Annotated in this window: 13 protein-coding genes; 2 read left to right on the forward strand and 11 right to left on the reverse strand. The window is 70.4% G+C overall.

Annotation, left to right across the window (positions count from 1 at the left end):
• Positions 1–229, reverse strand: a 229-nt coding sequence (locus KD1_RS16335; RefSeq protein WP_176573010.1) for a hypothetical protein, incomplete at its 3' end; no start/stop codon positions are given.
• Positions 226–858, reverse strand: coding sequence for a SigE family RNA polymerase sigma factor (locus KD1_RS13320; protein WP_068402692.1), 633 nt, complete (start codon positions 856–858; stop codon positions 226–228). The genes KD1_RS16335 and KD1_RS13320, both read right to left, overlap by 4 nt.
• 262 nt (positions 859–1,120) lie before the next feature.
• Between KD1_RS13320 and KD1_RS13325 the strand changes: the two genes are divergently transcribed.
• Complete coding sequence (locus KD1_RS13325) at positions 1,121–2,200, forward strand: inositol-3-phosphate synthase (protein ID WP_068402695.1); 1,080 nt, start codon at positions 1,121–1,123, stop codon at positions 2,198–2,200.
• A 70-nt stretch (positions 2,201–2,270) separates the two neighbouring features.
• Here KD1_RS13325 and KD1_RS13330 read toward each other — a convergent pair whose 3' ends face one another.
• The 9 genes from KD1_RS13330 to KD1_RS13370 all read right to left on the reverse strand — a co-directional run bounded on the left by KD1_RS13330 (position 2,271) and on the right by KD1_RS13370 (position 9,432).
• The gene (locus KD1_RS13330; protein WP_157073352.1) at positions 2,271–2,705 is read right to left on the reverse strand and encodes a DUF3592 domain-containing protein; all 435 of its coding nucleotides are present in this window, start codon (positions 2,703–2,705) and stop codon (positions 2,271–2,273) included.
• Between the two features lie 4 nt (positions 2,706–2,709).
• The gene (locus KD1_RS13335) at positions 2,710–2,925 is read right to left on the reverse strand and encodes a biotin/lipoyl-binding carrier protein (protein WP_068402699.1); all 216 of its coding nucleotides are present in this window, start codon (positions 2,923–2,925) and stop codon (positions 2,710–2,712) included.
• Positions 2,926–2,959: 34 nt separating this feature from the next.
• A complete protein-coding gene (locus KD1_RS13340) occupies positions 2,960–3,790 on the reverse strand; it encodes an FHA domain-containing protein (RefSeq protein WP_306307023.1) in 831 nt (276 codons plus the stop codon).
• A 62-nt stretch (positions 3,791–3,852) separates the two neighbouring features.
• The gene (locus KD1_RS16340) at positions 3,853–5,361 is read right to left on the reverse strand and encodes a serine/threonine-protein kinase (RefSeq protein ID WP_083542472.1); all 1,509 of its coding nucleotides are present in this window, start codon (positions 5,359–5,361) and stop codon (positions 3,853–3,855) included.
• A 4-nt stretch (positions 5,362–5,365) separates the two neighbouring features.
• Positions 5,366–6,697, reverse strand: a complete 1,332-nt coding sequence (locus KD1_RS13350; protein WP_245627413.1) for an FHA domain-containing protein — start codon at positions 6,695–6,697, stop codon at positions 5,366–5,368.
• Between the two features lie 11 nt (positions 6,698–6,708).
• Positions 6,709–7,488: a PP2C family protein-serine/threonine phosphatase gene (locus KD1_RS13355; protein WP_083542473.1), complete on the reverse strand. Its 780-nt coding sequence runs from the start codon at positions 7,486–7,488 to the stop codon at positions 6,709–6,711.
• A 29-nt stretch (positions 7,489–7,517) separates the two neighbouring features.
• A complete protein-coding gene (locus KD1_RS13360) occupies positions 7,518–8,114 on the reverse strand; it encodes a hypothetical protein (RefSeq protein ID WP_068402705.1) in 597 nt (198 codons plus the stop codon).
• 173 nt (positions 8,115–8,287) lie between these two features.
• Positions 8,288–8,932: a hypothetical protein gene (locus tag KD1_RS13365; RefSeq protein ID WP_068402707.1), complete on the reverse strand. Its 645-nt coding sequence runs from the start codon at positions 8,930–8,932 to the stop codon at positions 8,288–8,290.
• A 56-nt stretch (positions 8,933–8,988) separates the two neighbouring features.
• Entirely contained in the window at positions 8,989–9,432 is a 444-nt protein-coding gene (locus KD1_RS13370; RefSeq protein ID WP_068402709.1) for a hypothetical protein, read from the reverse strand.
• 175 nt (positions 9,433–9,607) lie between these two features.
• On the opposite strand from KD1_RS13370, the gene KD1_RS13375 reads away from it, so the two are divergent.
• Entirely contained in the window at positions 9,608–10,972 is a 1,365-nt protein-coding gene (locus KD1_RS13375; protein WP_068402711.1) for a hypothetical protein, read from the forward strand.
• The last annotated feature ends 261 nt before the right edge of the window (positions 10,973–11,233 follow it).

Genomic DNA, 11,233 nt, shown 5'->3' on the forward strand with positions numbered 1-11,233 from the left:
CCGCGGCGCCTCCGGCACCTGCTCCGGCACCCGTACCTGCACCCGCAGCACCAGTCGCACCCGCAGCCGCGGCACCACCGGCAGCCCCCGATCCGCTCGCGGCAATCCCGGCGGCCAGGCCGGCAGCGGCCGCTCCGGTGGCGACGGCCGTCCACGCGGCCACGTCGAAGGGCACGTCGTCGGCGTGCTGGCGGAGGGTGGACCGCAACCTCGACTCGAGATCGGTCATCGCGCATCACGCCCCTGGGCTCCGGCCTGGGCCTCGAGGTCACGCAGATGGGCCAGCGCGCGGCTGGCGGTGGAGCGCACCGAACTCACCGCGAGACCCAGGGCCTCGGAGATCGCGTGGTCGTCCAGATCCTCGAAGTACCGCAGCACGAGCACCTCGCGCATCCGCGGCGGCAGCGTCGACAGCATCTGCCACAGGGCATCGTCGCTGTCGACCCGCTCCGACGGGTCCGCGACGGCCTGGCTGGTCATGACGTACGCCGCCGGGTCCGTGGGGTGCTCACCGGTCCACTTCCGACGCATCGCGGAGGTGTGCCGGTTCATCATCATGGTGCGCACGTAGGCATGCGGTGACACCGCCGCGCTGACCTTCGACCACTTGCGGTGGACATCGGTGAAGGTCTCCTGCCACAGGTCCTCGGCGTCGACTTGCGATCCGGTAACGAGATACGCCAAGCGCATGAGCTGCGCTCCGTGATCGGCGATGAACTGCTCGATCGTCAGCGCGGGTGACGCCTCGACGGGGCGGACCACCTCGGTGTCGGCCCTTCTGGCAGCGACCCGTTCGCGGCGCGGTGGTGGCGTCGACGAGACGCGACGTGAGCCGAAGCCCAGTTGCTCTCCCGTCATGACACTCATGCCTCCAAGACGCGCGATGCACGCAAGAACGCTGCACCGGCGGTGCAGATCGTGTGTGCACGGTACCCGTAAACACTGTGGATGAGGGGCCTACGACCACCATCCGGGTAGAGTGACTCGTTGGGATGCCGCCCGACCGGCGCTCACGCCTCGGTTCGGAGCCGCATCATGACTGTCTGGAATGCGAGAGGGCGTTCGCAACGTTCCCTCGTGGGCGGACGCTCGCGCCGCCACCCTCGGAACAAGGAGCATCATGGGTTCGATCCGCGTCGCCATCGTCGGCGTCGGCAACTGCGCCACCTCGCTGGTGCAGGGTGTCGAGTACTACAAGGACGCCGATCCGGCCGGCACGGTGCCGGGCCTGATGCACGTGAAGTTCGGTGACTATCACGTCAACGATGTCGAGTTCGTCGCGGCCTTCGACGTCGACGACCTCAAGGTCGGCAAGGACCTGGCCGAAGCTCTCAACGCCTCCCAGAACAACACGATCAAGATCGCCGACGTGCCGACGACCGGCGTGCTCGTGCAGCGCGGCCCGACCCTGGACGGTCTGGGCCGGTACTACCGCGAGACGATCCACGAGTCCGCCGCCGAGCCGGTCGACGTCGTCGCCGCCCTCAAGGACGCCAAGGTCGACGTCCTCGTCTCCTACCTGCCGGTGGGGTCGGAGGAGGCCGACAAGTTCTACGCCCAGTGCGCCATCGACGCCGGGGTCGCCTTCGTCAACGCGCTGCCGGTGTTCATCGCCTCCGACCCGGAGTGGGCCGCGAAGTTCGAGGCCGCCGGGCTGCCGATCGTCGGTGACGACATCAAGTCCCAGGTCGGCGCGACCATCACCCACCGCGTCATGGCGAAGCTGTTCGAGGACCGCGGCGTCGTGCTCGACCGCACGTACCAACTCAACGTCGGCGGCAACATGGACTTCAAGAACATGCTCGAACGCGAGCGCCTCGAGTCCAAGAAGGTTTCCAAGACCCAGGCGGTCACCTCGAACGTCCACAAGGAGTTCGCCGCCCGCGACGTCCACATCGGCCCCTCGGACTACGTCCAGTGGCTCGACGACCGCAAGTGGGCCTACGTGCGCCTCGAGGGCCGCGCCTTCGGCGACGCCCCGCTGAACCTCGAGTACAAGCTCGAGGTCTGGGACTCGCCGAACTCCGCCGGCATCATCATCGACGCCATCCGCGCCGCGAAGATCGGTCTGGACCGCGGCATCGGCGGCCCGCTCATTTCGGCGGCGGCGTACCTCATGAAGTCCCCGCCCGTGCAGCGTCCCGACGAGCAGGGCCGTGCCCTCCTCGAGGAGTTCATCGCCGGCACGCAGGAGCGCTGACCGGTCACCTCACCGGGTCTCACCACGGCATCTCGGGCCGGGTCGGCGTTTGCCGGCCCGGCCCTAGATGTCAGAACACCTTCGGCAGCACCACCGCGCCGAGCACCAGCCCGATGCCCAGCGGCACCACGCCGATGACGATGAGCAGGATCGGCAGCAGGGTCGAACTCGTCGAGCCCACGGCGATGCGTTGCGGGTTCGCCGGGTCGTACCAGATGTCGACGGTGTGACCGGTGCGGTAGATGCCGACATCCACGGCCGAGCTCGGTGACGCTTGGATCGGCCGCCCGTCGTGGGTGACGAAGTCGACCACCGGCAGCGAGACGGTGTCAATGTCCATGCTGGAGATGGGCGTGTGCTCCCACCGCGTGACCGTGCCCGTCGTGGGCACCCACCGTGAGCGGTTGCGCCGCTGCGTGCGCAACATGCCGATGCCGACGCCGACGAAGATCAGCCCGATGAGCAACGGCATCAGCGCGATGCCCACTCCGACCCCGGGGCTCACCGGGTCACTCCACGATAGCCAGGACGTCGCCCTCCTGGACGACGTCGCCCAGGTGGACCTTGACCTCGATCACCGTGCCGGCCTCCTCGGTCAGCACCGGGATCTCCATCTTCATGGACTCGAGCAGGGCGATCTCCGCGCCCACCTCGACGCGGTCCCCCACGGCGACGCTGATCCCGATGACGTTGGCGACCAGATCCGAGGCGATGCGATGGCTCATGTGAGGGAGTCTAGGGGTGGTCAGCGCGGTCAGGTCAGCGCGGTCGGCTCGGCGGGACCCGTCGCGGCTGCCCCGGCCGAATGACCGGCACGCCGCGCTTCTTCGGCCCGTCGTTCGCTTCTCCGGCCATGGCCACCCCCGCCCCCTGCGGGTTGAGGCCGGTTTCGAGGCTGGGCCGCGGCCCGAGCAGGGCGAGATCCTTGCGGGTGACGATGCGCGTCGACAGGGCGTGCTCGACCAGCCGGGACTTGCGGTTCGAGGCGAGTTTGCCCGGGCCACCGTGCAGCCCCCGGATCCCCGCGTCGGCAAACTTCTGGCACACGTTGTCGAGTTTGCGGTTGAACTTCGTCACCGTCCACCCCAGCCGAGCCGCAGCGTCGGCCGACGACGGCACCTGGCCGGTCCCGGCGGTCGCGCGGCGCAGGAAGTCCTCGCACAGCGCGACGATGAGGATCTTCTGGTCCGGGGTGAGGCTGACTCGACCGACGGTCATCTCACCGGAGTCGGGCAGGTCGACCGCGTCGTTGTCGACCGGGGTGTACGCCGGGGCGCTGACGATGACGTCGAAGTCGTACGTGGTCGGCCCGGCCGTGAACCACACGGTGAGTTTGTCGAGGACCAGCGGGATCCGCGCTCCGGGCGCGAGATACGCCTGGAACAGGCCCTTCGGATCGGCGATCGTCGCGGTCAGCGTCGACCCGACGTTGGTGAGCCACCACAGGTCGTTCTCGCGCGTGACCTGCAGGAAGTGCCGGTGCAGGAACGGATTGTCGTCGATCTGGACGTCACCCTCACGCCCGATCGTCAGCGGTTGATCGGTCGGAGCGTCGAAGCGCTCCCCGCAGAAGTCGATGACGACACCCATGCTCGCGAATCCGTCCTTTCGTTGCGTTCGCTGCCACCGTCACACGGGCGCGACGGTGGCGGTCAGCCGACGAGGGTGATGATGATGACGAGCAGCGCGATGATCATCACGAGCCCGATCACCACCCAGAACAGCCGCTTCGAGCGGCCCACCGGGCCCTGAGTCTCCACCACCGGCCCCGGCCCCTGGTCGAAGGGCGAGGGGGGTGCGGGGTACGTCGTCGGCTCTCCCCCTGCCTGCCATGATGCCACGGCGTGGGGCGTGGGCGACGTCGGCGCGGCTGCCGGGAACGGCGAACCTGCTGGTGGCGGAGGCGAGTACGGCTGGGCTGCGTAGGGTGGCGCCGGAGCCGGGTGTGGCTGGGCCGGGTGTGGCTGGGCCGGGTGTTGTTGCGCCGGAGCGCGGTACGGCTGGGCCTGCGCTGCCGGTCGCGCGACGAGGCGGGTCTCGATCTCCTCCTCCGGATCGGTCGGTGCCAACTGCTGGCCGCGGGGCCCGACCGGCACGACTCCGCTGGCGATCGGCACCGGCGCCGCGGGCGGGATCGTGCGACCGCCGCTGAGCGGTGGGTGTCCCTCCCGTGCCAGCGTCGCGTCGTCGATGTGCAGCACTCCGTCCCGCACCCCGCCAGCCGCCGACACCGCCTCGTCGGCCAGCACTGCTCCGTCGCCCGAGACCGCATCCACGACAGGGACCTGGCCGGCCTCGTCGAGCACGACGATCTGCGTGCGCGGGTAACGATGCTCCAGTTCGATGTGCTGCAGCCCGCGCGCCAACTCCAGGGCCGTCTGCGGGCGCTGGCCCGGCTCCTTGGCCATGGCCTGGGCCAGGAGCCGCTCGAGGGCGACCGGCACGTCCGCACGACCCGTCGACGGTGGCGGGTTGGAGCGGATGCGGGGCATGAGCGCGGTGGCCGAGTTGTCCCCGCCGGGCACCTCGAACGGCGATCGCCCGACCAGGAGTTGCCACAGCGTCGCCGCCAGCGAGTAGACATCGGAGGTGCGATCGCCGTTGGAGTGCCCGAACAGCACCTCCGGGGGCGCCCAGGGCACCGACACGCCGACGTCGTCGTCCGGCTCGTCGAGCGACGCTCCGCGCCCGGCGATGCCGAAGTCGGTCAGGCCCGGAGCGCCGTACTGGCTGACGAGCACGTTCGCGGGCTTGATGTCGCGGTGGATGATGCCGGCCCGGTGAGCCGTCTCGACCGCGCTGGCCAACTGCACTCCGGTGCGCAGCACCTCCTCGACGGTGAACCGGGACTGCCGCGAGCGCTGCGCCAGGTTCGGCGGCGGGTAGTACTTCATCACCAGGAAGGGCCGGCCGTCTGCCGCCTGGCCGGCCTGGAAGACCTGCACGATGTATGGATGGTCCATGAGTTGGGCCATGAGGTCGGCCTCATGGACGAACTGCTGGCGCAGCGCCGGGGTCAGGCCCTCCTGGCGCAGCACCTTCACCGCCACGCGCATGCGCGGCATCTGCTGCTGGTACAGGTAGACGTCGGCGTAGCCGCCCGAGCCCAGCGGCTGGATGTACTCCAGCCCCGGGATCTCGGGAGCCGCCGCGGTGTTCATCGGTTCAGCGCGCCTCGAACGTGACCGACACCTGCTCGGCGAGGGTGAACACGGCTCCGGGCTCGATCGGGGTCTGCTCGTGCGGACGCAGTCGGATCGGGTCCTGGCCGGGCAGGGTCAGCGTCGTGCCGTTGGTGGAGCCGAGGTCCTGCAGCAGCACGTACCAGCCGTCGAGGATGATCTCGGCGTGGTTGCGGGAGATGTCGTTGTCCGGGCTGGGCACGCGCACCAGGTGGGGGCGGTGGGCTTCGGGGATGTCCGGGGCGACCTTGGGGGACCGGCCGAGGAGCACGCCGCGGTCGAGGTCGACGCTGTCGCCGGTGGTCAGGGTCAGGACGCCCAGGGCCGGGCGGGCGACCTCGGTGGCCTGCTGCGGCGGGATGGCCTCACCGCAGACGCGGCAGTGCGAGGCGTGCGGGGCGTTGGTGTGTCCCTGCGGGCAGAGCACGGCAAGGACGACCGGACCGGCTGGTGCCTGGTCGTCGTCGTTCAGGTAGGGGGACTCGGCGTAGGCCGGCTCGGCGTAGGCCGGCTCGGTGTAGGCCGACTCGGTGTAGGCCGGCTCGCTGACAACCTGCTCACTGGCCACCTGTTCAGGGCGTTCCCCACCCCACGCCTGCACCGGCGCCGCGGCCTCGGCAGGGTCGACCGTCTCCTCCGGCGCCGGAGCCGCGACGGGCACCACAGCGGCAGTCCCACCGACCGGCGGCACGGCCGGAGCCGAGAAGCCCGTGGCATCGACGCTGACCGGCTCGTGCGGAGAGGCCAGACCGCCGGGCCAGGCCTCCTCCTCGATCGGGGCGTTGTCGGCCGCGATGGCACCGGCACCCACGACCGCCGCACCTGCATCCGCTCCAGCCCCAGCAGCCACAGCACCAGTCCCGGTCGCACCAACAGCACCAGTCCCGGCCGCACCCACAGCACCACCGAACGCCGACGGCAGGGCCCAGCCACTGGGCTCCGGCTCGGGCTCGGGCTCGGGGAGTCCGGTCTCGAGGTGGACGTGCGTCACGCCACTCAACTCGGTGTCGAGCCACGGAGTGCGGTTCGGGCTGCGCACGTCGTAGGCCTCGGACTGCGTATCGACCACTGCGAAGGCATCACCGCGCACGACGATCCGCACCTGGTCGCCGTGGGTCGCCGCCAGCGCGAAGTCGCGGGCCTGCCGCCACCCGGCCTGGGTCAGGATGTCCAGGGCCGCCTCGATCGCGGTGTCCCCGTCCCGCCCGGCGATGGCCCCGCGCAGGGCATCGGCCAGGTGCGGGTTGCCCTCGGCCAGGACAGTGACGTCGCCGGACGCGACATCGATCCAGCCCTCACGCGGGCTCGTCGTCATCTCCACGTTGCTCACTCTCCTGTGTTCGGCTCAAACGTCGTGCGCGGCACGGTCTCGGAGTCCTCCTCGTCGACGGCGTCCAGCGCCACGACGATCACGGTGACATTGTCGCGGCCGCCGTGCTCCACGGCGGCGCGCACCAGTTCCTCGGCGGTCTGCTGGGGGTCATCCTGCTGACCGACGATCCAGGCAATGTCGTCGTCGCCGACCTCGTTGGTCAGCCCGTCCGAGCAGATGACGAATCGCTCACCCGGAAAGGGCGGAAACACCCAGGTGTCCACCTCCAGCGTCGGCGTCACACCCAGCGATCGGGTGACGACGTTGCGCAACGGGTGCACGCGCGCCTCCGCCTCGGTGATGACGCCGGCGTCGGTGAGCTCCTGAACCTCGGAGTGATCGACCGTCACCCGGGTCAGCTGCCCGTCGATGAAGCGGTAGACCCGCGAGTCGCCGACGTTGAACACGGCCCAGTGGTCGGCGCCGTCGGCGTTGACCACCGCCAGGCCCGTGGCGGTCGTACCCATGCCACGACGCTCCGGCTTGGCCTCGGCCTCGTCGATGATCCGCGTGTTGGCCAGGTCGAGTTGCGCGACGAGGTCGTCGACGGTCAACGCGTCACGGCTGGCGATCTCGCGCATCGCCTCGATGACCATCTGGCTGGCCACTTCACCGGCGGCGTGACCGCCCATGCCGTCGGCGACGAGGAACACCGAGTGTTCCGCGAGTGCCGCGTCCTCGTTGTGGTCGCGCACGCGACCGACGTCCGTGGCGGCGCCGACTCTCAGGGACATGGTGGCCGTTTCCGTGAGGTGGTCGATGGTCATCGGGTGACGGCGACGGATTCGAGAATCCCGCGCAGCGTCGCGTAATCGTCGACCGCACCGTCGCCGCAGACCGAACCGGTCACTTGCACCACGTCGATCCGCTTCGATCGGGCGGCGGCGGTGAACAGGTGCACCTGGACGACCTGACCGAGCTCCGGGTCGTGCCACGAGACGTTGCACCCGACGAACGGAGCGTCGCCGATCTCGATGTCGAACGGGGCGTCGACCTGGCCATCGGGCAGGCCCTCGACGTGCTCACGCAATTCGTCGATGGCGTCGGCGAGGGTGAACGCGTCGTCGCGCACGTACCCGCGGACCACGATGTTCGGCGCGAAGCTGGAGTCGGTGTCGACCCGGCGGGCCGCCATGTGGGCACCCAGCACGCGCACCGGCGCCCAGTCGGAGGGGATCTGCACCGAGACCGACGGTGGTCCGGGGAACTGGGCGCTCGGGTAGGTGATGAGCTGGTCGTCGTTCGCCGCGGCCGGAGCGTCGCTGCGTCCAGCCGTCTGGTCGTCGTTCGTCACGGCCGGAGCGTCGCTGGGTCCAGCCGTCGCGTCGGCGTGCTCCGGTGTCTGGGTCACCTCGGGCAAGGGTCCACTCCTGAGGGGGGTCGGGGGCCACGTCCGACCATAGCCGGACTTGCATCGTCGCCCAACGTATCCCGCAGATCGTGGACGGCGCATTGGGGAGGACTGCCCCAAGCCGCAGCGATCGTGCCCGAACGACCGCCCGAACACCCCACCCAGGGCGCCGTGCCCGCGGGCTACTTCGGGGTGAACGTGCTCAACGCCAGCAGCAGATCGGAGTCCTTGAAGTCCTTGGCCTCGCCGACGGCGACGGCGTTGACGATCAGCCCCGGGTTGACCTGGGCCATGATCTGGCGGGTGCGCCGGTAGACCGGTTTCGTGCCGGCAGTCGGTTCGGTCCATTCCATGACGACGGCGTACTCCGCTCCGGGCCAAGTGATCTCGCTGCGGGTGAAGTCCTTGACCTCCTCGACCTTCTTGGCGATCTCGAGCGCCATGGACTGCTGGAACACGTCGGCCTTGGGCTGGTCGTCGACGACGATGCCGACGCCGATCGGGGTGGCCGCGGGCGCGGACCGTTGGGTGTAGACCCAGGTGCCGGGCGTGCCCTCGGTCGGTTTCGTGACAACCTCGCGCCACCCGCCGGGCACGCTGAGGGTGAAGTGGGCGCCGTTGATGGTACGGAACTCCAACGGCGCGCTCGTCACCGGCTCGACCGGCGTCGGCGGCGGGGTGGAGGGTCGCGCCGCGGACGACGGCGGCAGCGCCTCGGCCTGGGAGTCACTCGCGCAGCCACTCAGGGCGAGCGCCGCGACGAGACACACGGTCGCCGCCTTGAGCCGCGGTGCCCCGAACGTCTTGAGCCACGGTGCTCCGAGCATCGCCCCCGACCTGCCTCGCGCCCGCGCCACCTCAACCGACGCCGTCGACCTCCCGCTCACCACTGCCCCCCGTACGGCTGGTGGAACCCCGTGTTCACCGGGGCAGTGCGCGCACGGCGGCGCGCGAGGCTCGACTCGAACTCGACGACGGCCAGGGCGACCAGGGTCCAGATGCACAGGTCGAAGATCGCCGCTCCCCACCACGGCAGGAACTGGTTGCCGAACAGCAGGCTGCCATCCCAGGTCAGGGGCACGAGCAGATACGCCACGACCGCCGCCGACAGCCAGACCGCCCCCGACGTGCCGTCGGACCGGGCGACGACGAAGGCCACCGTGATGGCCAGGGCCAGCAGGACGAAGGTGGTGCGCACGACGAGCGCGACGAACGGCGATCCGTTGTTGGCCCCGATGAGGTTGCCGAGCACCCCCAGCGCCGTGGCCGAGACGGCCAACGTGATCACCGTGCCCAGCCAGGCCAATACGGTCAGCGCCACTCGCACGCGCTCTCTCCCCCTTGTGTTGTTGCTCTGCTGATGGTGAAACGGATCGACCCGTGGTTGGGCGATCGTCGTCCACAGCCCATTGAACCGTGCGTCGCGCCGCGGAGGAACGGGCCTGCGGGCCCATGTCCCCGGCGCTGGGCCCAGACATACTTGCCCGCGAGGGGGTTTCATCATGTCCACACCACGATCCGCGCACGGCCAGGCCGACAGCGGGCAGGCCACGCTGGAGACGATCGGCATGACGATCGTCGCCGCCGTCGTGGCCACGTCGGTGATCGGCGCGGTCGCCGGTGGATCGGCGTTCACGCGCGGCTTCAGCGGCGCCGTCTGCACGGTGACCGGCGGGTGCGCGCCCGGGGCGGCCGGAGCGCCGTCCGCTGAGGGGCCGATCTCGAGCGGTCCGTGTGCCGTCGACGGGTCGAGTGGCGCCACCGCCTCCGGCGGGGTGTCGCCCTCCGGAGGGGTCCGTTCGGCCGCGCAGGTCGCCGCCGGCGCAGACCGTGTCGTGCGGGTCGAGCAGCTCTCGGACGGGACCTACCGCGTGGCCGTGACCGACGCGCCCGGCGCCGGCTCGATCCCGGTGCCCACGAGCGCGGTGCCCACGAGCCCTGTTGTCGCAGCCGCCGCGTCCCCGAGCGCGATCCCGGGTGCGGTGACCCAGCTGTACTCCGCCTCGACCCCCGCCGACATGCACGCGATCGTCAACGAGGCTCGCTACGACCAGGTCATGGATGCCGCAGTGACGTCGTCGCCCATCGGTGATTCGCGCGGTCTGATCGATTGGTCGGCGCAGCAGTTGGGCATGGGCGGCGCAAGCGGACGCGCGCCCGTGGCGACGACGCACGGCGGTGGAGCGTCGACCACGGCAGCCGCGGCAGTGCAGGCCGTCATCGACGACCCCGAGGCTGCTGGCGGCGCGGGCGGCGAGGTGACCTCGGTGCAGACGAACGCCGACGGCTCCCAGACGGTCAGCGTCACGGCCGGAGCCCAGATTGCACAGGACCTCGGTGCCGGCCTGCTCGGCGAGTCGACCACCTCCGCGGGCGGGACGGCCAATCTTGGGCTCAGTGCGCAATATGACCTGTCCCCGTCGGGTGAGCTGACCGCGGTACGGACGTCGGTGGTCGCTCCGGCGGCCGATGGCGAGCAGGTCGTGACGACTCAGTCGCTGCCGGTCGCCTCCGCAGCAGATCGGACCACCGCCCAGGCCGTCATCGCCGCGGTGACGACCGGCTCGGGCGGCACCGCCACCTCGGGCAGCACCGCCACCTCGGGCAGCACCGCCACCTCGGGCAGCTCCGACAGTTCGGCCGCGACCGACGTGGGGGTCGACTTCGCCCAGGCTGCCCAGCAGACCGGATCCGCGGCTGCGCTCACCTACCGCGAGGGTGGCCCGGACGCGCGGCAGTCGGCCAACCTGCCGACGCCCGTCGATCTGGGTGTGCCGGGTGCCCAGCAGATCCCGAGTCTGCAGGCCATCGACGCCAGTCGCTGGGACGGCCAGCAGTGGTCGACCTGGCCCGGCTGCGTGGGCTGACCTGAGGCGTCCCACAAGGCGCGCTTCGTCTCCACAACAGACTCCTGCTCCATCGGGGACTCCTCCTCCGGGACAGACGCCTCCTCCACAGCGCACCTCTGCCCCGGGACAGACTTCTCCCTTGGTGCGACGCGTGGTCATGGTCGCCTCCGGTGGAACCGGATGGTCAGCGTGCCGTCGGGTTCTCGGACCCGTTCGTGGACGTAGTCGGGGTTGTGGATGCGCCGGTGGTCTTGCCAGCACAGCGGCAGCGCGTTGGTC

This window comes from Kribbia dieselivorans NBRC 106261 (genome assembly GCF_001552435.1).
GTDB classification, from domain to species: domain Bacteria; phylum Actinomycetota; class Actinomycetes; order Actinomycetales; family Dermatophilaceae; genus Kribbia; species Kribbia dieselivorans.

Coding starts and splice junctions, on each gene's coding strand:
- KD1_RS13320 (WP_068402692.1), bottom strand. CDS start 858: ATGACGGGAGAGCAACTGGGCTTCGGCTCACGTCGCGTCTCGTCGACG.
- KD1_RS13325 (WP_068402695.1), top strand. CDS start 1,121: ATGGGTTCGATCCGCGTCGCCATCGTCGGCGTCGGCAACTGCGCCACC.
- KD1_RS13335 (WP_068402699.1), bottom strand. CDS start 2,925: ATGAGCCATCGCATCGCCTCGGATCTGGTCGCCAACGTCATCGGGATC.
- KD1_RS13340 (WP_306307023.1), bottom strand. CDS start 3,790: ATGGGTGTCGTCATCGACTTCTGCGGGGAGCGCTTCGACGCTCCGACC.
- KD1_RS16340 (WP_083542472.1), bottom strand. CDS start 5,361: ATGAACACCGCGGCGGCTCCCGAGATCCCGGGGCTGGAGTACATCCAG.
- KD1_RS13350 (WP_245627413.1), bottom strand. CDS start 6,697: ATGACGACGAGCCCGCGTGAGGGCTGGATCGATGTCGCGTCCGGCGAC.
- KD1_RS13355 (WP_083542473.1), bottom strand. CDS start 7,488: ATGTCCCTGAGAGTCGGCGCCGCCACGGACGTCGGTCGCGTGCGCGAC.
- KD1_RS13365 (WP_068402707.1), bottom strand. CDS start 8,932: ATGCTCGGAGCACCGTGGCTCAAGACGTTCGGGGCACCGCGGCTCAAG.
- KD1_RS13375 (WP_068402711.1), top strand. CDS start 9,608: ATGTCCACACCACGATCCGCGCACGGCCAGGCCGACAGCGGGCAGGCC.